The 22656-nt window shown below is 65.7% G+C and carries 22 protein-coding genes; 12 read left to right on the forward strand and 10 right to left on the reverse strand.

Annotated features, from left to right (window positions below):
* Positions 1-149: 149 nt before the first annotated feature.
* From AC0WR5_RS17395 to AC0WR5_RS17420, 6 genes are all read left to right on the forward strand, one after another.
* Entirely contained in the window at positions 150-1157 is a 1008-nt protein-coding gene (locus tag AC0WR5_RS17395; RefSeq protein ID WP_475865040.1) for a BMP family lipoprotein, read from the forward strand.
* A gap of 95 nt (positions 1158-1252) precedes the next feature.
* A complete protein-coding gene (locus tag AC0WR5_RS17400) occupies positions 1253-2887 on the forward strand; it encodes an ABC transporter ATP-binding protein (protein WP_475865042.1) in 1635 nt (544 codons plus the stop codon).
* A complete protein-coding gene (locus AC0WR5_RS17405; RefSeq protein WP_475865044.1) occupies positions 2880-3977 on the forward strand; it encodes an ABC transporter permease in 1098 nt (365 codons plus the stop codon). The genes AC0WR5_RS17400 and AC0WR5_RS17405 overlap by 8 nt, the downstream gene beginning before the upstream one ends.
* Position 3978: 1 nt before the next feature.
* Complete coding sequence (locus AC0WR5_RS17410; RefSeq protein ID WP_475865046.1) at positions 3979-4941, forward strand: ABC transporter permease; 963 nt, start codon at positions 3979-3981, stop codon at positions 4939-4941.
* A gap of 151 nt (positions 4942-5092) precedes the next feature.
* Positions 5093-6013, forward strand: coding sequence for a sulfite exporter TauE/SafE family protein (locus AC0WR5_RS17415; RefSeq protein WP_475865048.1), 921 nt, complete (start codon positions 5093-5095; stop codon positions 6011-6013).
* On the forward strand, positions 6010-6843 hold the full coding sequence (locus AC0WR5_RS17420; RefSeq protein WP_475865050.1) for a TIGR02186 family protein: 834 nt from the start codon (positions 6010-6012) through the stop codon (positions 6841-6843). Before AC0WR5_RS17415 ends, AC0WR5_RS17420 begins: the two co-directional genes overlap by 4 nt.
* 190 nt (positions 6844-7033) lie before the next feature.
* Here AC0WR5_RS17420 and AC0WR5_RS17425 read toward each other — a convergent pair whose 3' ends face one another.
* From AC0WR5_RS17425 to AC0WR5_RS17455, 7 genes are all read right to left on the reverse strand, one after another.
* Positions 7034-7858 carry a lysophospholipid acyltransferase family protein gene (locus tag AC0WR5_RS17425; protein ID WP_475865052.1) on the reverse strand — a complete coding sequence of 275 codons (825 nt, stop codon included), beginning with the start codon at positions 7856-7858 and terminating at the stop codon, positions 7034-7036.
* A gap of 123 nt (positions 7859-7981) precedes the next feature.
* Positions 7982-8260, reverse strand: coding sequence for an HPr family phosphocarrier protein (locus AC0WR5_RS17430; protein WP_475865054.1), 279 nt, complete (start codon positions 8258-8260; stop codon positions 7982-7984).
* A 6-nt stretch (positions 8261-8266) separates the two neighbouring features.
* Entirely contained in the window at positions 8267-8659 is a 393-nt protein-coding gene (locus AC0WR5_RS17435) for a PTS sugar transporter subunit IIA (RefSeq protein WP_475865056.1), read from the reverse strand.
* A gap of 32 nt (positions 8660-8691) precedes the next feature.
* Positions 8692-9594, reverse strand: a complete 903-nt coding sequence (rapZ, locus tag AC0WR5_RS17440; protein ID WP_475865058.1) for an RNase adapter RapZ — start codon at positions 9592-9594, stop codon at positions 8692-8694.
* A gap of 42 nt (positions 9595-9636) precedes the next feature.
* Positions 9637-10065 (reverse strand): HPr kinase/phosphorylase, encoded by a 429-nt coding sequence (locus AC0WR5_RS17445; protein WP_475865059.1) that lies wholly within the window; start codon positions 10063-10065, stop codon positions 9637-9639.
* Positions 10066-10077: 12 nt separating this feature from the next.
* Positions 10078-11673, reverse strand: coding sequence for an ATP-binding protein (locus AC0WR5_RS17450; RefSeq protein WP_475865061.1), 1596 nt, complete (start codon positions 11671-11673; stop codon positions 10078-10080).
* Between the two features lie 75 nt (positions 11674-11748).
* The gene (locus tag AC0WR5_RS17455) at positions 11749-12453 is read right to left on the reverse strand and encodes a response regulator transcription factor (protein ID WP_475865063.1); all 705 of its coding nucleotides are present in this window, start codon (positions 12451-12453) and stop codon (positions 11749-11751) included.
* A 352-nt stretch (positions 12454-12805) separates the two neighbouring features.
* On the opposite strand from AC0WR5_RS17455, the gene AC0WR5_RS17460 reads away from it, so the two are divergent.
* The gene (locus AC0WR5_RS17460; protein ID WP_475865065.1) at positions 12806-14404 is read left to right on the forward strand and encodes a phosphoenolpyruvate carboxykinase; all 1599 of its coding nucleotides are present in this window, start codon (positions 12806-12808) and stop codon (positions 14402-14404) included.
* Positions 14405-14619: 215 nt separating this feature from the next.
* Positions 14620-15252, forward strand: a complete 633-nt coding sequence (locus tag AC0WR5_RS17465) for a DUF3859 domain-containing protein (RefSeq protein ID WP_475865066.1) — start codon at positions 14620-14622, stop codon at positions 15250-15252.
* A gap of 504 nt (positions 15253-15756) precedes the next feature.
* On the opposite strand, the gene AC0WR5_RS17470 is transcribed toward AC0WR5_RS17465, so the two are convergent.
* The gene (locus tag AC0WR5_RS17470; RefSeq protein WP_475865068.1) at positions 15757-16785 is read right to left on the reverse strand and encodes an LLM class flavin-dependent oxidoreductase; all 1029 of its coding nucleotides are present in this window, start codon (positions 16783-16785) and stop codon (positions 15757-15759) included.
* A 78-nt stretch (positions 16786-16863) separates the two neighbouring features.
* On the reverse strand, positions 16864-17634 hold the full coding sequence (locus AC0WR5_RS17475) for a sulfite exporter TauE/SafE family protein (RefSeq protein ID WP_475865070.1): 771 nt from the start codon (positions 17632-17634) through the stop codon (positions 16864-16866).
* 148 nt (positions 17635-17782) lie between these two features.
* On the opposite strand from AC0WR5_RS17475, the gene AC0WR5_RS17480 reads away from it, so the two are divergent.
* From AC0WR5_RS17480 to AC0WR5_RS17495, 4 genes are all read left to right on the forward strand, one after another.
* Complete coding sequence (locus AC0WR5_RS17480) at positions 17783-19471, forward strand: acyl-CoA dehydrogenase family protein (RefSeq protein WP_475865072.1); 1689 nt, start codon at positions 17783-17785, stop codon at positions 19469-19471.
* Between the two features lie 238 nt (positions 19472-19709).
* Positions 19710-20801: a Hint domain-containing protein gene (locus tag AC0WR5_RS17485; protein WP_475865073.1), complete on the forward strand. Its 1092-nt coding sequence runs from the start codon at positions 19710-19712 to the stop codon at positions 20799-20801.
* Positions 20802-20940: 139 nt separating this feature from the next.
* Entirely contained in the window at positions 20941-21354 is a 414-nt protein-coding gene (locus AC0WR5_RS17490; protein ID WP_475865075.1) for an SH3 domain-containing protein, read from the forward strand.
* Positions 21355-21480: 126 nt separating this feature from the next.
* Complete coding sequence (locus tag AC0WR5_RS17495; RefSeq protein ID WP_475865077.1) at positions 21481-21891, forward strand: SH3 domain-containing protein; 411 nt, start codon at positions 21481-21483, stop codon at positions 21889-21891.
* A gap of 118 nt (positions 21892-22009) precedes the next feature.
* Here AC0WR5_RS17495 and AC0WR5_RS17500 read toward each other — a convergent pair whose 3' ends face one another.
* Positions 22010-22588 (reverse strand): fasciclin domain-containing protein, encoded by a 579-nt coding sequence (locus AC0WR5_RS17500; protein ID WP_475865079.1) that lies wholly within the window; start codon positions 22586-22588, stop codon positions 22010-22012.
* Between the last annotated feature and the right edge of the window lie 68 nt (positions 22589-22656).

Raw genomic sequence — 22656 nt, forward strand, 5'->3', positions numbered from 1 at the left:
GCAACCTTAGCGTTTTCTACCAGATGGTCAGACATTGCTATTGACCGCGTTCGCGCCCTCGGTCCTAAATTCGGCCTGATCATTCCGATCAGCAAGGCAAATGGCCGCGTGACGCCTGCAAAGACGGCCAAGCAACTGGGAGACACCGCATGACCCTCATGACCAAACTGACCTGCGCCGCCGCAACCGGCCTGGCGCTGGCCGCGACCACTGCCGTGGCCGACCCCGCCCTGATCTACGACCTGGGCGGCAAGTTCGACAAATCCTTCAACGAGGCGGCCTTCAACGGTGCCACCGCATGGGCCGAGGAAACCGGCGGCTCCTTCAAGGACATCGAGATCACCTCGGAAGCCCAGCGTGAAATGGCGCTGCGCAGCTTTGCCGAGAAGGGCTTCTCGCCCGTGATCACCACCGGCTTCTCGTTCTCGACCCCGATCGCGAACATCGCGGCCGACTACCCCGACACCAAGTTCGTCACCATCGACGGTTTCGTCGACCCGGGCGAACACCCGAACGTCCTCTCCGTGCTGTTTGCCGAGCAGGAAGGCTCCTACCTCGTCGGCATGCTGGCGGCCATGGCCTCCGAAACCGGCACCGTCTCCTTCGTGGGCGGCATGGACATCCCGCTGATCCGCAAGTTCGCCTGCGGCTATGCCGAGGGCGCCAAGGCCGTGAACCCCGACATCACCGTCATCTCCAACATGATCGGCACCGACCCGACCGCGTGGAACGACAGCGTGAAGGGCTCCGAGCTGGCCTCCGCCCAGATCTCGCAGGGCTCCGACGTGATCTTTGCCGCAGCCGGCGCCTCGGGCCTCGGCGTGCTGCAGACCGCGGCCGATGACGGCAAGCTGGGCATCGGCGTCGACAGCAACCAGAACTACCTGCACCCCGGCAACATGCTGACCTCGATGCTGAAGCGCGTCGACGTGGCCGTGGCCGACGCCATGGAAGCCGGCGACAACCTGGAAACCGGCGTGCGCCTGATGGCCCTGTCGGACGACGGCGTGGGCTACGCCCTGGACGACTACAACGCCGAGCTGATCACCCCGGAAATGAAGGACGCGGTCGAAAAGGCCAAGGCCGGCATCATCTCCGGCGAGATCGAGGTGCACGACTACACCACCGACGACACCTGCCCGGCTCTCTCCTTCTGATCCGGCATGGCAGGGTCACCTGACCCTGCTCCCCTTTTGCAGGGGCCGCGCAGCCCGCGGTCCCTGTTTCCTTTCGTGACTTCGGGACGCCGCTCATGACAGACACCGCCCCCGCAAACAGACCGCCCGCGATCGAGCTCAAGGGCATCTCAAAGGCCTTCGGCCCGGTCCAGGCGAACAAGGACATCTCGATCCGCGTCATGCCGGGCACGATCCACGGCATCATCGGCGAGAACGGCGCGGGCAAGTCCACGCTGATGTCGATCCTTTACGGCTTCTACAAGGCCGACAAGGGCGAGATCTGGATCAACGGCGAGAAGAAGAGCATCAACGACAGCCAGGACGCCATCGCGGCCGGCATCGGCATGGTCTTCCAGCACTTCAAGCTGGTCGAGAACTTCTCGGTCGTCGAGAACGTGATCATGGGCGCCGAGGACGGCGCCATGCTGCGCCCGTCGGTCTCCAAGGCCCGCAAGAGCCTGAAGAAGCTGGCCGAAGAATATGAAATGCACGTCGACCCCGATGCGCTGATCGAGAACCTCTCGGTCGGGCACCAGCAGCGGGTCGAGATCCTCAAGGCGCTCTACCGCGAGGCCAACATCCTGATCCTGGACGAGCCCACAGGCGTGCTGACGCCGGCAGAGGCCGACCACCTGTTCCGGATCCTCGACAACCTGCGCCGCGAGGGCAAGACGATCATCCTGATCACGCACAAGCTGCGCGAGATCATGGAAATTACCGACACCGTTTCGGTCATGCGGCGCGGCGAGATGACCGCCACCGTCAAGACCGCCGAGACCAACCCCGAACAGCTGGCCGAGCTGATGGTTGGCCGCAAGGTACTGCTGCGCGTCGACAAGGCGCCCGCGACCCCCGGCAAGACCGTGCTCTCGGTGCAGAACCTGACCGTCACCGACGAGCAGGGCGTGGCCCGGGTCAAGGATGTCTCCTTCGAGATCCGTGCCGGCGAGATCCTCGGCTTTGCCGGGGTGGCCGGCAATGGCCAGTCCGAGCTGATGAACGTGCTCGGCGGCATCATGGACGGCGAGGGCACGATCACCATGAACGGCACGCCGATCCCGCTGTCGGGGCGCGGCTCCGACGGGCGCGCCCGGCGCGCCGCCGGCATCGCCCATGTGCCCGAGGACCGTCAGCGCGAGGGCCTGATCATGGAATTCTCCGCCTGGGAGAACACGATCTTCGGCTATCACCGCGACCCGCAGTGGCAATCCGGCCCGCTGATGAACAACAAGCTGATCCAGAAGGAGGCCGCCGGCGCCATGGAGCGCTATGACGTGCGCCCGCCGGATCCCAACCTCAAGGCCAAGAGCTTTTCCGGCGGCAACCAGCAGAAGATCGTCCTGGCGCGCGAGATCGAGCGCAACCCGGATCTGCTGCTGGTGGGCCAGCCGACGCGCGGCGTCGACATCGGAGCCATCGAATTCATCCACCAGGAAATCGTCCGCCTGCGCGACCAGGGCAAGGCGATCCTGCTGGTCTCGGTCGAGCTGGACGAGATCATGAGCCTGTCGGACCGTATCGCGGTGATGTTCGACGGCAAGATCATGGGCTTCCGCGACCCGAACGATACCGACGAACGCGAGCTGGGCCTGCTGATGGCCGGCATCGCCGGCGAGCCGGACAAGCCGGACTGGAAGGCGGTCGAAGAGAACATGGCCGCCGCCGAACAGGAAGTGACAGAACAGAAAGAGGCCCCCGAGCATGGATAGGATGCCCGCATGGGCCGACGTGGTCCTGATTCCCCTGATTTCGCTGGTGCTGGCGGCAATCCTGTCGTCCATCGCCATCCTGGCCATCGGTGAGGACCCGATCGCGGCCTTCACGCTGATGGTCGAGGGCGCGCTGATGCAGTCCTCCGGCTGGGGCTACACGCTCTATTACGCCACCAACTTCATCTTCACCGGCCTCGCCGTCTCGGTGGCCTTCCACGCCAAGCTCTTCAACATCGGCGGCGAAGGCCAGGCGGTGATCGGCTCGCTCGGCGTGGCGCTCTGCTGTCTCTTCATCCCCTGGCCCAACTGGTACACGGCGCTGATCGGCTGCATGATCGCCGGGGGCCTCTTCGGCGCGCTCTGGGCGCTGATCCCGGCCTACCTGCAGGCCGCCCGCGGCAGCCACATCGTGATCACCACGATCATGTTCAACTTCATCGCCGCGGCGCTGCTGAACTATGTCCTCGTGAACGTGCTGAAGCCGGTGGGCACCATGGAGCCCGCCTCTGCCACCTTCCCCGAGGCCACGCATCTGCCGTCCTTCCAGGACATGTTCTCCACCGCCGACAACGTGATGTTCCGCGGCTCTCCGGCGAATATCTCCTTCTTCATCGCCCTGATCGCCTGCGTCTTCGTCTGGCTGCTGATCTGGCGCAGCAAGCTCGGCTACGAGATCCGCTCGCAGGGCCACTCCGAAAGCGGTGCGAAATACGCCGGCATCTCGCCCATGCGCATCATCATGATCGCCATGCTGATCTCGGGCGCGCTGGCCGGCCTGATGGGCATCAACACCACCCAGGGCCAGGCCGAGCGCCTGATCCTGAACTCGGCCGAGGGTGCCGGCTTCATCGGCATCGCCGTGGCCCTGATGGGGCGCAACCACCCCTTCGGCGTGCTGCTGGCCTCGCTGCTCTTCGGCTTCCTCTACCAGGGCGGCGCAGAGCTTGCCCTCTGGACGTCGATCCCGCGCGAGCTGATCGTCGTCATCCAGGCGCTGGTGATCCTCTTCACCGGGGCGCTCGACAACATGGTGCGCTGGCCGCTGGAGAGCCTCTTTGCCACCTTCGGCAACAGGAAGGAGAGCTGACATGGACCTGATGACAGTACTGCAGATCCTCGACTCCACGGTCCGTCTCGGCACGCCGCTGCTGCTGATGTGCCTGGCCGGCCTCTACTCCGAGCGCGCCGGCATCGTCGACATCGGCCTCGAGGGCAAGGCGCTCGCCGCCTCCTTCGCCTCCGCCGCCTTCGCCTATTACACCGGCAGCGTCTTCATGGGGCTGATGGCCGCGATCATCGCCTCGATGATGTTCTCGGCGATCCATGGGCTTGCCTCGATCACCTTCCGTGGCAACCAGCTGATCTCCGGCGTGGCGCTCAACTTCCTCGCCTCCGGCATGACCGTGCTGATTGCCCAGACCTGGTTCAAGCAGGGCGGCCGCACACCTTCGCTGGGCGACGTGCGCTACAAGCCGATCACCCTGCCCTTCGCCGACCAGCTGCGCGAGGTGCCGGTGATCGGGCCGATCTACTACGAGCTCATCTCGGGCCATTCGATCATGGTCTACGTGGCCTTCCTGGCCGTGCCGGTCACCGCCTGGGTGCTCTATTCCACCCGCTTCGGCCTGCGCCTGCGCGCCACCGGCGAAAACCCCGCCGCCGTCGACACCGCCGGCATCTCGGTGGTCAAGATCCGCTTCGCCTCCATCGTCATCGCCGGCCTGCTCTGCGGTCTGGCAGGCAGCTATCTCTCCACTGGCCTGCAGGCCGGCTTCGTGCGCGAGATGACGGCAGGCCGCGGCTACATCGCCCTGGCGGCGCTGATCTTCGCCAAGTGGCGGCCCTGGTACTGCCTTGTCTCGACGATGCTCTTCGGCTTCCTGCAGGCCATAGCCCTGCGCTACCAGAACATCGATCTCGGCGGCATCGTCATCCCGGTGCAGTTCATGGATGCGCTGCCCTACATCCTGACGATCGTCATCCTGGCGGGCTTCGTGGGGGCCGCCGTGCCGCCAAAGGCGAGTGGCGAACCCTACGTCAAGGAACGCTGACCGGGTTTCCGGATTTGTTTCCCATCACGGCCCGCCGGTCTTGCCGCGCGGGCCGTTTTCGTTTTCAAGTCGTTGCAACAGCTTCGCATCTTTTGCCGGTGCCGCAGCGCAGCATCGTTGAGTTGACGCGAGGAACCGGCTAGGAAAAGCCATGCAGATCTACCTCCCCATCGCCGAGGTATCGGTGAACATCTTCCTGCTGCTGGGACTCGGGGGCCTCGTCGGGGTCCTCTCGGGCATGTTCGGCGTGGGGGGCGGTTTCCTGATCACGCCGCTGCTCTTCTTCATCGGCATTCCGCCGCCCGTGGCCGTGGCCACCTCCGCCAACCAGATCGTCGCCTCCTCGGTCTCCGGCCTCTTCGCGCACCTGAAGCGCAAGACGGTGGACCTGAAGATGGGGGGCGTCCTGCAGGCCGGCGGCCTCGTCGGTGCCGCAGTAGGGGTCTACATCTTCAACCTGCTGCGGCAACTGGGTCAGGTCGACCTGCTGGTCAACCTCTGCTACGTCGTCTTTCTCGGCGCCATCGGCGCGCTGATGTTCGTCGAGAGCCTCAAGGCCATCAGCAAGACCCGCGGCGGCAAGGTGCCGCCCACCCCCAGGCGCCGCCAGCGCAACTGGGTGCACACCTGGCCACTGAAGATGCGCTTCCGCACCTCGGGCCTCTACATCTCGGTTATCCCGCCCATCCTCGTGGGCTTTGCCGTGGGCATCCTCTCGGCCATCATGGGCGTCGGCGGCGGCTTCATCATGGTGCCGGCGATGATCTACCTGCTGGGCATGCCCACCAAGGTGGTGATCGGCACCTCGCTGTTTCAGATCATCTTCGTCGCGGCCTTCACCACCTTCCTGCACGCGGTCACCAACCACACGGTCGACATCGTCCTTGCGCTCTTCCTGCTGATCGGCGGCGTCGTGGGGGCCCAGTTCGGCACCCGCCTCGGCGCGCGGCTCAAGGCCGAACAGCTCCGCATCCTGCTGGCCCTCCTGGTGTTGCTGGTCTGCGGGAAACTGGCGCTCGATCTCTTCGTCACCCCGACAGAGCTCTACACGATCTCGGAGGCGCGGCCATGACGACGCGCGTGCGCCTCTCCCTCGCCCCGCGCCTGCGCGCCATGCTGCGCCCGGTGGCGGCAGTGCCGGCGCTGCTGGTGGCGGGGCTCTTCGCGGTGCTGCCCTTCGTCACCGACGCCCAGGAGGAACAGATCCTCCTCGGCCTCAGCCAGAACCGGGTCTCGATCAACGCCAGCTTCGACGGCACCGAGATCCTGATCTTCGGCGCCGTCAAGCGCGACACGCCGCCGCCGGAGCCGCCGCTGCAGGTGGTGATAACGGTCAAGGGCCCCTCGGAATCCGTCAACGTCATGCGCAAGGGGCGCGTCGGCGGCATCTGGGTCAATACCGATCAGGTTCTGATCAGCTCGGCGCCCAGCTACTATGCCGTTGCCACTTCCGCTCCGCTCGACGAGATCATGACCGCCACCGAGGACCTGCGCTACCGCGTCTCGATCCCCCATGTGCTGCGCTCGATCATCTCCGACGACAGCGTGCTCGACGAGAACAACTTCGTCGATGCGCTGATCCGGATCCAGGAGAAGGCCGGCAACTACATCGTCCAGCCCGGCGCCGTCAGCTTCGAGGACGAGACGCTCTTTTCCACCGACATCACTCTGCCCTCGAACCTCACCGAGGGGATCTACGGCATCAAGGTCTACCTGACCCGCGAGGGCAAGGTCGTCTCCACCTACGAGACCGGCCTGCGGGTGTCCAAGGTCGGGATGGAGCAATGGCTCTACAACCTGTCCCGCAACCACGCCGTGGCCTATGCGCTGCTGGCAATCTTCATCGCCGTCTTCTCCGGCTGGGCCGCCTCCGAGGTCTTCCGCCTGCTGCGCAACCAGTAGGGCATCGGTCCGTCAGACCTCCGCCCGGCCAAGGCGCCGGGCTACCCCGTCATCTGGCCATAAATATCCCGGGGGTGAGGGCCGCAGGCCCGAGGGGGCAGAGCCCCTCTCCTTTTCATTGGCAAGTGGGGCAGAGCCCCCTCCCCCATGCCGGCTCCCAAGGGAAAAGACCGCCTCGCGGCGGCCCCTCTCACAGGTTCAGCGTGCGCTCCCGCAGCCAGGCCATGAAGCCCCGCGGATCGCTCTTCAGCCGCTCCATGTCCTCCGGCGCCACGACGTCACCGACGATGGGCGCCTGGGGTGCGTTCAGGGAATGGACGATCTCGTGCAGCAACAGCCCCTGCCGCAGGGTGGCCGACACCCGGTTCGCCATCTGGTACCAGCGCGAATTGTGCCCGGTGAAATGGATCGGCACCACCTGCGCCCCCGACCGGCGGATCATCTGCGCCGTGAACACGTTCCACTCCGCCTCGACGGCGGGGCCGAACATCGTCTCCGACGAGGCCACGACGCCCGAGGGGAAAAGTGCCACGATGCCGCCCTCCCTCAGGTGCGCCATCGCCTCCGCGCGCATCTCGATCATCTTCTTCTGCGCTTCTGGGTCATGGGGAAAGGGCACCGGGATCATGTAGGACGAGGCCACCTCGTCGATCCCCGTCAGCACCGAGCGCGTCAGGATCTTGTAATCCAGACGCCGCCGTCCGATCAGCTCGGCAAGGATCATGCCGTCGACCATGCCGTGGGGGTGGTTCGCCACCACCACCACCGGTCCGGTCTCGGGGATCCGCTCCAGCTGCGCCTGCGGCGTGGTCACCGGAATGCCCATCACGTCCAGGCAGGCCTTCCAGAAGGCCTGGCCCTGGGGAGCGCCCTGCTTCTCGAATTTCCGGATCAGCCGCAGGATCGTCAGCTTGCCGGTCATCCACTCCATGGTCCGGATGACATTGCGCTGAAAACCGTTGTCGAAGGTGTTGGAATAGGTCAGAGAGCGCCGGTCATACTTCGTGTACGCCACCGTATCCGTCGCAGCCGGGCTGCTCTGTCGTGGGGTATGCGTGCTGTCAACCAATGCCTTCACCGTCATCACGTCCGCGTCACTCGCATGATACGCAGGACCCAAGCCGTTCCGCCGCGGTTTCTACATGTCCTCGCCGAACCGGTTCGCGACAAGGGTCTGCAGCGCATCTGCAAGGGCGGCCGCATCCGGGCCGGAAGTCTCGACATCAATAGTGCAGCCCTTGCTGGCTGCCAACATCAAAAGCCCCATGATGCTGTCGCCGCCGGTCGACATGCCGTCGCGCGATACCTCGGCGCGGGCGTCGAACCCTTCCACGACTTCCACGAACTTGGCCGAGGCCCGGGCATGCAGCCCCTTTTCGTTGACGATGGTCAACGTCCTCGTCACAGCGTCGCTCATTGGCACTCAGCCTCCGCTCAGGTTGCGGCTGTCGATATACTTGCGCCCCGCCTCGGTGGCGTCGCGCACAGCCTCGGGCAGGGACTTATGGCGCGACTTTGCCAGCTTGATCAAGGCCGGAAGATTGACCCCGTAGAGAATTCGCCGATCGTCGGGGCGGCAGGCCAGCAGGCTGAGGTTGCTGGGCGATCCGCCGAACATGTCGGTCACCACGACCACGCCCTGGCCCTGATCCACATCGTCGGCGGCATCGCAGATCTCGCGCTGCTTGTCGCCCCGGTCGCTGTTGGCCTCGATGGCAATGGCCTGAATGCCCGGTTGCACGCCGACGACATGCTCGACGGCGGCCTTGTACTCGCGTGCGAGGCCTCCATGTGCCACGATCACTATGCCGATCAATGCCGGGTTTCCTTCCGCTTGCCTGGCCACGGTCATCCCCCGCCGCCGCCGGCCTTGCGCCGTTCCTGTTCACGGTGCCTTATTGACACCTGCCAGCCGGCTTCCGCAAGGGTCCGGCCCAGCCTTTCCGCCAAAGTGACGGAACGATGCTGGCCACCGGTACAGCCGAAGCCGATCGAGAGATGAGCCTTTCCCTCCTCGATATAGGCAGGCAGCAGCATCTCCGTGAGGTCGCTCACCTTTTCGAGAAAAGGTGTGAACCGCGGGTCCTCTGCAACGTAGGCCTGCACGGCGGCATCCATGCCCGTCAGGCCGCGCAATTCCGGGCTCCAGTAGGGGTTCCTCAGGAAGCGCACATCGAAAACCATGTCGATGCCCCGCGGCAGTCCCCGCTTGTAGCTGAAGGACTGGATCGACAGCGCCAGGCCCTGCCCGCCCTCGGGGGCAAACAGCCGGTCGATTTCGGCACGCAGGTCATGCACCGTCATCTCCGAGGTTTCCACCAGCACGTCGGCACGTTCCCGGATCGGGCCAAGCAGGTCGAACTCCCGCGCGATGCCATCCTCCGGCGTCTCGGCAGGGGCCAGCGGGTGGCGCCGCCGGGTTTCGCTGAAGCGCCGCGACAGGACGTCGGGCCGGCAATCGAGATAGAGCAGCTCCAGGCTCATGCCCTGGATCCCGCTCAGCCGGTCGAGCAGCTCGATCAGGCCGGTGGTCGAGAAATCGCGGTTGCGGGCATCCACCCCGAGGACCAGCGGCCGGCGCAGCGGCGGCCCGTCCATCAGGCGCGGCAGCAGGCTCAACGGAAGGTTGTCGATCGCCTCGAAACCCATGTCCTCCAGCGCGCGGATCGCCGTGGAACGGCCCGCCCCCGACGGCCCCGTTACGAGAACGAGCCGTGGCGTCAGGCTGGGCATGTCGTGTCCGTTGGGCATGGGGCCCTCTTGTGGTGCAGGGCCGTGCACGCATAGGTTAGTCTACGCGCTGCGGCCTTCCCGCATGTATTGCAGAATCGCCGCGGGGAAAGCCGCGGTGCCAGTATTGTGTAATAGTGGTAAAGAAACCCCCAGCAAAATCTTGCTGCGCTGCGGCGGAAGCCGCTCCGTCTCGGTCACCCCCAGATCCACCACAAGGGCCAGCGGCGTCTCGCCGGCGGGCGCAGCCTTCAGGATCCCGACCCCCCGCGCCTCGATCAGCCCCGAGAGCGCGGCCGGCGCACCCGCGATCACCTGGCTGCCCTCGCGCCGGATCTCCGTCCGGTCATCCGAGACCAATGCAGCACCGCGGGCCATCAGCTCCAGCGCCAGGCCGGATTTGCCCGCGCCGGAGGGCCCCAGGATCAGTACTGCCCGCCCCTCAAGGGCCACGCAGCTCGCGTGCAGATTGTCGTGTTGCGGATCTTCCATCGCCGGCGTCCCTCAGATCGGCAGGCCCACGACGAACCGCGCGCCGAGCGGGTCCGACAGCGGGTCTGCCTCCGTGGGCGCGATGTTCTCGGCCCAGATCACCCCGCCATGGGCCTCCACGATCTGCTTGCTGATCGCTAGGCCAAGGCCCGAGTTGTTGCCGAAATCGGCATCCGGCCGGTGCGAGTAGAACCGGGTGAATATCTTCTGCAAGGCACCTTCGGGGATGCCCGGACCGGTGTCCTCGACCACCACCAGCACCCGGTTGCCGCGGCGCCGTGCCCAGACCCGGATCGCGTCGCCCGCCTCGCAAAACGAGATCGCGTTGTCGATCAGGTTCACGAAGACCTGCGCCAGGCGCGGCTCCAGGCCCCGCATTCGCAGGCTGTCCTGTGGCAGGTCGGTGATGAAGTCGATGTCCTTTTGGACCGCCAGTTCGCCCATGTGCTCGGTCAGCCGGCGCAGCAGGCGCATCAGATCGAACTCCTCCTCCTCCTCGGTCACCAGCTCGCTGTCGAGCCGCGAGGCACGCGATATGTCGGTGACCAGACGGTCAAGCCGCCGCACGTCATGCTCGATCACGCTCAGCATCTGCTCGCGCTGGTCATCGCGCCGGGCCACCCGCAGCGTCCCCACCGCGCTGCGCAGGCTGGCCAGCGGGTTCTTGATCTCGTGGGCCACGTCGGCCGCGAACTGCTCGTTGGAATCGATCCGGTCATAGAGCGCATCGACCATCCCGCGCAGCGCCTTCGACAGCCGGCCGATCTCGTCGCGCCGCTCGCTCAGGTCCGGGATACGCACCCGTCCGGCGTGCACCCGGCGCCGGTCGCCGCTCGCGTCAAGCTCCACCGCATCTGCCAGCCGCGACAGCGGCTTCGAGATCATCGAGGCAAGGATCAGGCTCAGCCCGATCGAGACCAGGGTGGCGATGATGAACATCTGCAGCACCCGCTCGCGCTCGATCCTGGCCATGGTGTCGATGCCGCCCACCGGGCTCGATAGCGCAACCGCCCCCACCACGTGCCCGGTGCTGTCTGTCACCGGGCTGACCGCGGTGTAATGCCGGCCTTCCTCGCTCTGGGTCACGCTCACCTCAGTCACGCCCGGCGTCAGGCCGGCCCGAACCATCTGGCGCGCCTCTTCCAGGGCGGACAGGTTGCCCGTCTCGCGGTCCTCGCCCCCCAGCAGCCGGATCAGCCCCTCCCAGACCATGTTCAGCGTATCCATGATGTGGGTCGGCTGGTCGATGCCCGCCACCGGCACCTCGGTGGTATCGCCGCTCAGCTCTCCCAGCACCGTGCCATCGGCATCCAGCAGCACCAGCGTGCGCCCGCCCCGCAATTCAAGCGCAGAGAGCGTTGCCCAGGCCCCGCCGCGGTTGCCCGAGAGCAGGCCGAAAGGAGAGTCCTGGGCCTCCGTTCCGGCGGGCCGCTCGCCCGTGAAGATCTCCGCCATCAGCCTAGCTTCGGTCATCAGCGAGGCCTGGCGCTGTTCCAGCAGGCTCTGGCGTGAGCCGTCCATCAGCAGGATCCCCGCCACAAGCACGTTCAGCGCCACCAGGTTGAACAGCACGATCTTGCGCGTCAGGGGCGACAGCTTCAGGCGCACGCCACGGCCCTCCCCCGATGGCCCGGTCCGGACCCGGGCGCCGAAACGGCGCGGGCTGGGGCGCTGCGCTCCATGCTATTCTTCGTTGTATCGATAGCCGATGCCATAGAGCGTCTCGATTGCCGAGAAATCCGGATCCGCCCCGCGCATCTTCTTCCTCAGCCGCTTGATGTGGCTGTCGATGGTGCGGTCATCGACATAGACCTGATCGTCATAGGCCACATCCATCAGCGCATCGCGGCTCTTGACGAACCCGGGGCGCTGCGCCAGCGCCTGCAGCAGCAGGAACTCGGTCACCGTCAGCGTCACGTCGCGTCCCTTCCAGGTCACCGCGTGGCGCAGCGGGTCCATCCGCAGGTGGCCGCGGTCCATCACCGCGGTCTCCTCGGTCACCGGAAAGGTCTCGCCCTCCGCCGCCTGCTGCCGCCTCAGCAGCGCCCGGATACGGGCCACCAGCAGCCGCTGGCTGAAGGGCTTCTTTACGTAATCGTCGGCCCCCAGCCGCAGGCCCAGCACCTCGTCGATCTCGTCGTCCTTCGAGGTGAGAAAGATGACCGGCAGGCTGGCGCTCTTCTGGCGCAGCCGCTGGAGCAGGTCCATGCCATCCATGCGGGGCATCTTGATGTCCAGAACGGCCATGTCGGGCAGCGCGACCTCGAAGGCCTCCAGCGCGGCTTGCCCGTCGCTGTAGGTCGCCACTTCGAATCCCTCCGCCTCCAGGGTGATGGCCACGGAGGTCAGGATGTTCCTGTCGTCGTCCACAAGGGCGATCTTCGACATCATGGCCTTCCTATGCTGCTCTTATGGTTCGATTTTTTCCCACCATACTGTTCGGTTCAGGCTGCACAGGCAAACGCTTTCCCCGAATCGCCCTCAAGATGTGGCGAAAATGTGGCGAAAATGTCCGTTCCATGCGACAATGGACCAGCGGTTGCCCATGCGTGAGCAACATTCCACAAGTGGTTGCGCTAACCCGCATTTGGTTGCGCTAACCTTCGGTAGCGGCCTGTTCACAAATCGAACCGCCGTGCTATGGACCACTTCACTGGTGCGTCTCCGTGCCGGTTCCGGTCCGCCGGCGTGCAGCCCGGATAAGATACCCGCCGCATGGAGCGGCTACAGGAGTTTGACAATGGCATTTGGACGGGTGAACCCGCATTTCCGGCTCGAGGATCAAGGCATCGAGGGTCTGGGCGATGTCTATTACAACCTTATGGAGCCCGCACTGATCGAAGCCGCTCTGAAACGCGACGAGGGCACGCTCGGCCAGGGTGGCACCTTCCTGGTGACGACAGGCAAGTACACGGGCCGTTCGCCCAAGGACAAGCACGTCGTGAAGACCCCCGACGTGGCCGACAACATCTGGTGGGAAAACAACGCCGAGATGTCGCCCGAGGGCTTCGACCGACTCTACGCCGACATGCTGGCCCACATGAAGGGCAAGGATTACTTCGTGCAGGATCTCGTCGGCGGAGCCGACCCGGCCTATGCGATCAATGTCCGCGTCGTGTCCGAGCTGGCCTGGCACAACCTCTTCATCCGTCACCTGCTGCGCCGCCCCGACCGCGAGGCGCTGAACGACTACGTGTCGGATTTCACCATCATCAACTGCCCCAGCTTCAAGGCGGATCCCGAGAAGCACGACTGCCGGTCCGATACCGTCATCGCCCTGAACTTCGCCAAGAAGCTGATCCTGATCGGCGGCACCGAATATGCCGGCGAAAACAAGAAGTCGGTCTTCACGCTGCTCAACTACATGCTGCCCGAGAAGGGCGTGATGCCGATGCACTGCTCGGCCAACCACGCCAAGGGCAATCCGGTCGACACCGCGATCTTCTTCGGCCTGTCGGGCACCGGCAAGACCACGCTCTCCGCCGATCCCTCGCGCACGCTGATCGGCGATGACGAACACGGCTGGTCGGACCGCGGCACCTTCAACTTCGAAGGCGGCTGCTATGCCAAGACGATCTCGCTCTCACCCGAGGCGGAGCCCGAGATCTATGCCACCACGCACAAGTTCGGCACCGTGATCGAGAACATGGTCTACGACGAGGAGACCTTCGAACTCGACTTCGAGGATTCGAGCCTGACGCAGAACATGCGCTGCGCCTACCCGCTGGAGTACATCTCCAACGCGTCGGACACCGCGCTCGGCGGCCATCCCAAGAACATCATCCTGCTGACCTGCGACGCCTATGGCGTGCTGCCGCCGATCGCACGGCTGACGCCGGCGCAGGCAATGTACCACTTCCTGTCCGGCTTCACCTCGAAGACCCCGGGCACCGAACGTGGCGTGCTCGAGCCCCTGCCCACCTTCTCGACCTGCTTCGGCGCGCCCTTCATGCCCCGTCGCCCCGAGGAATACGGCAAGCTGCTGCAGGAAAAGATCGCCAAGCACGGTGCAACCTGCTGGCTGGTGAACACCGGCTGGACCGGCGGCGCCTTCGGCACCGGCTCGCGCATGCCGATCCGCGCCACCCGCGCCCTGCTCACCGCAGCCCTCGACGGCTCGCTGAACGAGGCCGAGTTCCGCAAGGATCCGAACTTCGGCTTCGAGGTTCCCGTGTCCGTGCCCGGCGTGGCCGACGTGCTTCTGAACCCGCGCAAGACCTGGGAAGACGAGACCGCCTACGACGCCCAGGCCGCCAAGCTGGTCGGCATGTTCTCCGAGAACTTCGAGCAGTACCTGCCCTACATCGACGAGGACGTGAAAGCCGCCGCCATCGGCTGAGGCTGTCGCCGGCGGCAATGCCGCCCACCCGCATGACGATACTGCCTGCGCCCTGCCCTGACCGGCGGGGCGCAAACATATTTAAGGAACCGTTACTTGACGTGCGGCTCCGAAACCCGCATGACCGACAAGGACCGATCCGGTCCTACACGCTATGATTGCCGAATTGACGAGTGCCCTGCGCCGACCAGGCTCAGATCCGGAGGAGACAGACGATGACCCGGCTCCGTACAGCCGCCCCCCTTCGCGCCAGCCTCGGTGCGCTGCTGGTCTCTGGCATGGTATCCGCATCGCTGCTCCCCTCTGCCGCGCGCGCGGCCACCGCCGAACCGCAGATCCCTGCCGGCACCCAGAGCCCGGCCAGCCCCGTCAGCGGCGATTTCACCCTCGCCCCGGTCGAGCTCTCCGAGGCGGGCATCTTTTGCCCGGTGGACAATGTCGGCACCGCCCCGGCCCCTGGCACCGAGAGCGGCTACATCCTGCTGATGGCCGGCGATGCCAAGGTCGCGCTGCATTCACGCGTGGTGCCCGCCACCCTGGGCATCTCCTTCGGCGTCAACATCCGGTTGGCGCCCGATGCCGCGCCCGGCGACTACATGATGGTCGTGCACCATCCGCCCTTCGGCCCGCGCAACGTCACCACCGAGAGCTGGAACCCCAACCTCTCCTCCGATTGGGGCGTACGCAGTTTCCAGTTCGAATATGATCGGGAACTTCAGCCCGGCACCTGGAGCTTCGAGGTGCACCGTGGCGACGAGGTGCTGATGCACCAGACCTTCCAGGTGGTACCCCCGATGCAGGCGCCCGAGGCCATCGACCTCTGCTTCGGCAACACCTTCATCTCCTGAAGAACGGCACGCCGACGACCGGCGGAAACAGGCCGGATCACAGGAAATGAACTCCCCTGTACATATTGACTTTTCCGAATGATTTCGGCAATTTACGGCAAGTTTCACGCAATATCGGGCGGAAACAACGTAACGTCACGACATGACCTTTCATAAGGCCATGATCGGTCCGTATCGTCCAGTACGTACAATTGCCTAAACGCGGCAGACCGGCATTTGCCCGCGCATGACGTTCCCCACGACCGGCAACATTTTACCGAAGCTCCGATGCGGCACTGCAGCACTTGTCGTGCTCGCGCTAACGTGAGAATGTTCCCAAGACGCTCCAACGCGTTCGCAACTTATTACAAACAAACAGTTTCATTACCAAATACGGATTTTCGGCGCCCTCGTCCTCATGGACGGGGGCGCTTTTTCCTTGCCCTTCAACGGTGTTTCCGTTGGCGGTAACGCCGCGCCGCGGCGGCGCCTCTTCTTTCATCTTTGCGACAGCCCCGCGGGGGCTCAGCCGGCCTTGCGCAGCTCCGGCGCCACCTTGGTGCCCAGCACCTCGATCGCCTTCAGCATTTCCTTGTGCTCGATCACCCCGATCGCCATCTGGATGCTGACCCGGTCAAAGCCCAGGTCTTCCTTCAGGCTCAGCACCTTGTCGATCACCTGCTGCGGCGAGCCGACGAAATTCGCCCCCTCCGGCGTGATCGAGGCATCGAACTGCGCCCGGCTCTGCGGCGGCCAGCCGCGCTCGCGGCCGATCTGGTCCATCACGGCCTTCTGCGCCGGAAAGAACGTGTCGGCGGCATGCTGGCTGTTCTCGGCCACGTAGCCGTGCACGTTCAGCGACACACGCGCCTTTTCCGGATGCCCCGCCTGCGTGGCGGCCTTGCGATAGAGGTCCGCCAGCGGTGCGAACTGCCGCGGGCGGCCGCCGATGATGGCCAGCGCCAGCGGCGCGCCATAGGCACCGGCGCGCACCATGCTCTGGGGCGTGCCCCCGGCGGCGATCCAGATCGGCAGCCGGTCCTCGACGGGGCGCGGATAGACACCCAGCCGCTCCACCTTCTGGGTGAACCTGGTGCCATCCCAGTTCAGCTTCTCGCCCTCGTTGATGGCCATCAGCATGGCCAGCTTCTCCTCGAAGAGCGCATCGTAATCGCCCAGCTCGTAGCCGAAGAGCGGGAAGCTCTCGATGAAACTGCCCCGGCCCACCATGATCTCGGCGCGGCCCTGGCTCAGCCCGTCGAGCGTGGCGAACTGCTGGTAGACCCGTACCGGATCATCCGAGCTCAGCACCGTCACGGCGGAACTCAGGCGAATGGTCTTCGTGGTCCGCGCCGCCGCCGCCAGGGCCACGGCCGGCGAGGAAACGGCGTAATTCGGGCGGTGGTGTTCGCCCAGGCCAAAGATGTCGAGGCCCACCTGGTCGGCCAGCTCGATCTCCTCGATCAGGTTCTGCAGCCGCTGGGCATGGCTGATCGTTTCACCCGTCACCGGGTTCCGGCCGACGTCACCGAATGTATAGAGTCCGACTTCCATGGGATCCTCCTGTTTGCACCAGAGCTAGTCCACTCTCCCGCGCCCGCAAACCCCCGGCCCCCGCACAGGGCCTGTGCACTATCCCATGATCCCCTGGCGCAGCAGATTGCCCCCCGCCACCAGCAGCACCACGAGGATCGCCTTGCGAAACGCCTTCTGGTCGATCCTGTCCTGCACGCGAAAGCCCGCGAACATGCCGAGCAGCGCCATCGGCAGCAGGATAAGCGAAAACGGCAGCGTCTCGGCCCGCAACACGCCCGAGGCCGTATGCGCCGAGACCAGCATCACCGCGCCGCAGCCATAGATCACGCCCTGCACCCGCACGTGTTCCGTCTTGGGCGTGTCCAGCGCCGTCAAATAGGCCACCGTGGGCGGCCCCCAGACGCCGGAAAATCCCCCGATCGCCCCTGCAAAGCCGCCGATCGCGGCCTGCACGCCCCTCGACACCGGGTGGCTCAGCCTCAGCTCGCGGCCCATCAGCTGGCTCAGCGCGAACAGGATGATCGGCCCGCCGATCACGATCAGCACCACGCGCTCCGGGATCACCCGCACGAACTGCGCCGAGATCAGCAGCATCACCAGCAACGCGCCCAGGTAGATCCGGTGTGCCTTCACCGCCGCCCAGGCCGCCCGTGGCCCCTGCCGGAAGGCCTGCCAGACGTTGGTTGCCAGCGTCGGCAGCAACAGCCCCGCCAGCGCCCATTCCGGCCCCACGATGCTGCCCATGCCAGAGATCATGATCATCGGCATGGCAAAGCCCGTCAGCCCCTTCACCAGCCCCGCAATCAACGCGACGGCCAGGCAGGCGGCAAGGGCGGCTCCGGAAATGAAATCGGGCAGAAACTCCATGCCTGCTGCATATCACCCCGCCCGGCGCCCCACACCACGAAATCCGTCACGTAATTTTAGATCACCATAAACGCTTCATACGCAAACATATTGCGCTGCGACTGCGAAGGCGCTACATGCTACACTTGCAAAACGGAGGAGTGATTCAATGGCACATGACGGACAGGACCTGACGATGAGCGACAGTATTCTTCTGCCCGAGCTTCTGCCCACGACCGGCGCCGCCGTGGCGCCCGCCGAGGCCCTGCTTCAGGCGGCGAAGACCGCCGTCCGTGCCATGGTCGAGGTCGAGGGCCGTGTCTCCTCCCGCGCCGTCGAGGCGCATCAGACGGCCACCCATGGCCTCGCCTGGCTCGCCACCTATGTCGAGGCCCTGCGCCAGATGCAGAAATGGGCCGAGGCCCTGCAGGCCGATGGCCGCTTCTCCGAAATCGAGCAGCTGCTGCATCAGATCGCCTTTGGTGAATACCTCTCGCAGATCGCCGGCGGCATCCAGATGTCGCAATCCGAGATCGTCCGTCCGCAGGACATGGGCCTTGCCCCCGCCGATCTCTCCGCCCTGCTCACCCCGCAGGTGCAGGCGCTCATGCAGCACGGCAATACCCAGGCCGCGCGCACGCGCCTCGCCGAGCTGATCGTCGAACAGCAGGGCAACGTCACCTATGGCGCCACCGGCCTCGAGGAAGAGCTCGAGATGATCCGCGACCAGTTCCGCCGCTATGCCGTCGATCGCGTGCTGCCCGAGGCCCATGAGTGGCACCTCAAGGATCAGCTGATCCCGATGGAGATCATCGAGGAACTGGCCGAAATGGGCGTCTTCGGCCTGACCATCCCCGAGGAATTCGGCGGCCTCGGCCTCACCAAGGCCTCCATGGTCGTGGTGTCGGAGGAGCTCTCGCGCGGCTACATCGGCGTCGGCTCTCTCGGCACCCGCTCCGAGATCGCGGCCGAGCTGATCCTCTGTGGCGGCACCGACGCGCAAAAGGACCACTGGCTGCCCAGGCTCGCCTCCGGAGAGATCCTGCCCACCGCCGTCTTCACCGAGCCCAACACCGGCTCCGACCTCGCCGCCCTGCGCACCCGCGCGGTAAAGGGCCCGGATGGCGATTACGCGATCACCGGCAACAAGACCTGGATCACCCATGCCGCCCGCACCCATGTGATGACCGTGCTGGCGCGCACCGATCCCGCCACCACCGATCACAAGGGCCTGTCGATGTTCCTGGCCGAGAAGACGCCGGGCACCGATGCGGAGCCCTTCCCCGATGCCGGCATCACCGGCGGCGAGATCGAGGTGCTGGGCTATCGCGGCATGAAAGAATACGAACTCGGCTTCGACGGCTTCCCCGTGAAGGGCGAGAACCTGCTCGGCGGCGAAGAGGGCAAGGGCTTCAAGCAGCTCATGCAGACCTTCGAGAGCGCCCGCATCCAGACCGCCGCCCGCGCCATCGGCGTGGCCCAGGCGGCGCTCGACACCGGGTTGCAATATGCGCTGGACCGCAAGGCCTTCGGTGGCCCGCTGGTGCAGTTTCCCCGCGTCTCGGGCAAGCTCGCCATGATGGCGGTCGAGATCATGGTGGCGCGTCAGCTGACCTATTTCGCCGCCTACGAGAAGGACCACGACCGCCGCTGCGACCTCGAGGCCGGCATGGCCAAGCTCCTTGGCGCCCGCGTCGCCTGGGCCTGCGCCGACAACACGCTTCAGATCCACGGCGGCAACGGCTTCGCGCTGGAATATGTCGCCTCCCGCCTGCTCTGCGATGCCCGCATCCTCAACATCTTCGAGGGTGCGGCAGAGATCCAGGCCCAGGTCATCGCCCGCCGCCTGCTGGCCTGACCCGGGCCGGGCGGCAGATTGCCTGTCGCCCAAAGGTCACGAAATCTGCCATTTGGGCCGCTTTTCGCGAAAGAATGGCGTGATTTCGCCCGAATCAGTTAACGCTGCGTAATCCACGATGCGGAGCAGGCTCCGCTGGGGAAGGACAGCTTGCACAGGCCCTCAAACACGTGCAGGTTGTGTTGCATGTGTACCGGGATGCTTGCCTGTCCCGATCCGGGTAAAGGGGATTTCGAAGATGGCACTGCTGTTCCAGACCTTCAGCACGACCCTCGTCGAGGGCATCGCCACCGGTGATTCCCAGCTTGTCACCATGGCGCTCTATGCCGAGGGCGAGGCCATCGACCCGGATGACGGTGCCGTGGTGCGCATCATCGATTCCGATGGCGACGGGCTGATCAGCGAAAAGGAATTCTCCAAGGCGACAGAGAGCGGGCATGGCCTGAACGCCGGCTCCGAAGTCATGCTCTTCGATGGCACACCGCCGCTCACCAGCTGGACGGGTACGCTCTACAGCCCGGCCGCGGTGGCCGATGGCACCGACCTGACCCCCTATACCGACGAACTCGACAAGCACTTCGATCCCCTTGATCCGGCCGACCTGACCGCGATCGATCCGACCGCCCCGCCGGGCCACAGTCCCGTGGCGCCGAACCCCGTCTGCTTTACCCGCGGCACGCTGATCCGCACCCCCTTCGGCGAGCGCCCTGTCGAAGACCTGCGCCCCGGCGAACTGGTCACGACCCTCGATCACGGCCCACAGCCACTGCGTTGGGTCGCCGCGCGCCGCGCCCCGGCCGCGATGCTGCGCCGCCGGCCCTGGCTGCGCCCGGTTCAGATTGCCGCCGGCGCCCTGGCGCCCGGCCTGCCCCGGCGCGACCTCGCCCTTTCTCCACAGCACCGCGTCATGCTCTGTTCGCCGGTGGTGCGCCGCATGTACCCGGAGACCGGCAGCGTTCTGGTCGCCGCCAAGAAGCTCGCGGGCTTTCCCGGCATCAGCGCTCCCGAGGAGGCGCCCGCCGAAGAGGATGTACTCTATATCCACCTGCTCTTCGACCGCCACGAGGTCGTGATCGCCAATGGCGCGCCGGTGGAAACCCTGCTGACCGGTCCCGAGGCCCTGCGCTCGCTGACCGAGACCGACCGCCGCGAGATCGAGGCGCTCTTCCTGCTGACCCCCGGCACCGTCCTGCACGCAGATCCCGCGCGCCCAATTCCCCTCGGGCGGCGGCTCGAACGCCTGCTCGACCGGCACGCCGAAAACGGCCGCCCGCTCTGCGAGGATTTCGACGCCGAAGAGACCGCGGGCGAGACTCGCCAGACCGCCTGACTGGGCGCCGTATGGAACGCCCAGCCGGGCCTCAGGCTGCACTCCTGCGGGCAATCACTTTCACAATCCCCTGAATCGGCTCGGAATTCCGAAGCGGTTAACCTTTGCCTGTCATTGTATTGGCAAAGGAGTCTGACCCATGCGCCTTGCAATCGCCGCCCTCTGTCTCGGGGTGTCGGCGGTGGTCGGATCCGTGCCGATGGTTGCCATCGTGTCGGAAATGTCCGGCCCTGCTCACGTCCCGATCCGCGAACGCGCCTCGACCGGCCTCTCGCCCAGCTGCACGCGCGGCGTGCTGACGGGCAGCGGCCCGACGGGCGACGGCCGCCTGCCCATCCGCATCGGCCCGGCCGAGGGGTACCGCCTCGTCCAGCAGCTCGACACCGGGCGGCAGGTGCTCGTCTTCGAGGAACGCGCCGGTTGGTCCGGCATCGTCTGGGATCGTCGCGACAGGCTCTGCGGCACCGCCACGGCGCGTTTCGTCACCGGTTCGCATCAGGGCTGGGTCCGCAGCGAATGGTTGATCCGCGCACCGTTCCAGTCCTCCTTCTAGGGGCCTGCCTGTCCTGGGCCCTGGCCGGGCGGGCGGCAATTTCCGTTGCATTCTAGGGGCCTTGCCATACCTGCATGTTCCGTAAACCTTTCTCGCGCAGGCTCCGCGTCAAAGGAGACCCGGGTCATGCGCATCGTCATCATCGTCTTCGTCACCATCCTGGTCGCCGCGCTCGGGTCCTTCCCGCTGCGCATGATGATGGACAAGGTCGTGCGCCGGAACGACGTGCCAATCCATGAATATGCCACCACCGGCCAGCACCCCTCCTGCTCGCGCGGGGTGATCACTGGCGACGGTCCCGATGGCGACGGAATCTTTCCCGTCCACGCCGGCCCCTCGGACGAGCATCGCCTGGTGCAACGGCTCAAGACCGGGCGGCAGGTGCTCGTCTTCGACTACAGCGGCGACTGGGCGGGCATCGTCTGGGATCGCCGCGACCGGCTCTGCGGCACCACAACCACGCGCTTTGTCAGCGATCCGCATCAGGGCTGGGTGCGCACCGCCTGGCTGACCCATGCGCCCTTCTATTCCCCCTGATCCATGCCGCCTGTGCGTGAAACGGAAACCGGGCCGCCCTTTCGGACGGCCCGACCCCGTTCCTACCCTGAACACTCGTTAAAATCCCAGGTGCGTCAGGCCGCACTCAAGCGCTTGTTCAACCCGCCTGGCCGGCCGGAAGCAATACACGATCGATCACATGCACGACGCCATTCGACTGATCGACGTCGGCGGTGGTCACAGTCGCGACCCGGCCGTTCTCGTCCTTCAGCTTCAGGGCACCGTCCTCCATGTAAGCTTCGAGCATGCAGCCGCCAACCGTCGGCACCGCGTGCATCCCGCCGTCATCCATGATCATCCCCGCGATGTCGCTGGAGAAGGCCTCTGCGGCGACGACGTGGCAGGTCAGGATCTGCTGCAGCTGCGCCTTGTTGTCCTCCATCATCAGCTTGTTCAGAGAGGCCTCGTCGATCCGGCCAAAGGCGCTGTTGGTGGGCGCAAAGACGGTAAATGGCCCCTCGCCGGCCAGCGTATCCACCAGGCCCGCCTGCTTGACCGCCGCGACCAGAGTGGTCAGGTTCGGCGCCGCGCTGGCGTTTTCGGCGACGGTCTTGTCGGCATACATGGCCGCTCCGCCCACGGTGGGGTTCTGGGCGGCCAGGACAGCCGTGGCAGTGACGGCAGTTGCAGTGATGGCGGTCATCGCCGCGGCAATGGCTTTACGTTTGATCATCATATCCTCCGGTGTTGATCAGGCGGGGCTTTCTGCCCGCGCTCCCCCTCAATCACGAAGCTCCGTGGGGC

The sequence above is a fragment of the Pseudooceanicola sp. DL12 genome (assembly GCF_056270665.1).

Bases quoted from the DNA above. Each gene is read 5' to 3' on its own strand.
- AC0WR5_RS17395 (WP_475865040.1), top strand. From the start codon at position 150: ATGACCCTCATGACCAAACTGACCTGCGCCGCCGCAACCGGCCTGGCG.
- AC0WR5_RS17400 (WP_475865042.1), top strand. From the start codon at position 1,253: ATGACAGACACCGCCCCCGCAAACAGACCGCCCGCGATCGAGCTCAAG.
- AC0WR5_RS17405 (WP_475865044.1), top strand. From the start codon at position 2,880: ATGGATAGGATGCCCGCATGGGCCGACGTGGTCCTGATTCCCCTGATT.
- AC0WR5_RS17410 (WP_475865046.1), top strand. From the start codon at position 3,979: ATGGACCTGATGACAGTACTGCAGATCCTCGACTCCACGGTCCGTCTC.
- AC0WR5_RS17415 (WP_475865048.1), top strand. From the start codon at position 5,093: ATGCAGATCTACCTCCCCATCGCCGAGGTATCGGTGAACATCTTCCTG.
- AC0WR5_RS17420 (WP_475865050.1), top strand. From the start codon at position 6,010: ATGACGACGCGCGTGCGCCTCTCCCTCGCCCCGCGCCTGCGCGCCATG.
- AC0WR5_RS17430 (WP_475865054.1), bottom strand. From the start codon at position 8,260: ATGAGCGACGCTGTGACGAGGACGTTGACCATCGTCAACGAAAAGGGG.
- rapZ (WP_475865058.1), bottom strand. From the start codon at position 9,594: ATGCCCAACGGACACGACATGCCCAGCCTGACGCCACGGCTCGTTCTC.
- AC0WR5_RS17445 (WP_475865059.1), bottom strand. From the start codon at position 10,065: ATGGAAGATCCGCAACACGACAATCTGCACGCGAGCTGCGTGGCCCTT.
- AC0WR5_RS17455 (WP_475865063.1), bottom strand. From the start codon at position 12,453: ATGTCGAAGATCGCCCTTGTGGACGACGACAGGAACATCCTGACCTCC.
- AC0WR5_RS17460 (WP_475865065.1), top strand. From the start codon at position 12,806: ATGGCATTTGGACGGGTGAACCCGCATTTCCGGCTCGAGGATCAAGGC.
- AC0WR5_RS17465 (WP_475865066.1), top strand. From the start codon at position 14,620: ATGACCCGGCTCCGTACAGCCGCCCCCCTTCGCGCCAGCCTCGGTGCG.
- AC0WR5_RS17470 (WP_475865068.1), bottom strand. From the start codon at position 16,785: ATGGAAGTCGGACTCTATACATTCGGTGACGTCGGCCGGAACCCGGTG.
- AC0WR5_RS17475 (WP_475865070.1), bottom strand. From the start codon at position 17,634: ATGGAGTTTCTGCCCGATTTCATTTCCGGAGCCGCCCTTGCCGCCTGC.
- AC0WR5_RS17480 (WP_475865072.1), top strand. From the start codon at position 17,783: ATGGCACATGACGGACAGGACCTGACGATGAGCGACAGTATTCTTCTG.
- AC0WR5_RS17485 (WP_475865073.1), top strand. From the start codon at position 19,710: ATGGCACTGCTGTTCCAGACCTTCAGCACGACCCTCGTCGAGGGCATC.
- AC0WR5_RS17490 (WP_475865075.1), top strand. From the start codon at position 20,941: ATGCGCCTTGCAATCGCCGCCCTCTGTCTCGGGGTGTCGGCGGTGGTC.
- AC0WR5_RS17495 (WP_475865077.1), top strand. From the start codon at position 21,481: ATGCGCATCGTCATCATCGTCTTCGTCACCATCCTGGTCGCCGCGCTC.
- AC0WR5_RS17500 (WP_475865079.1), bottom strand. From the start codon at position 22,588: ATGATGATCAAACGTAAAGCCATTGCCGCGGCGATGACCGCCATCACT.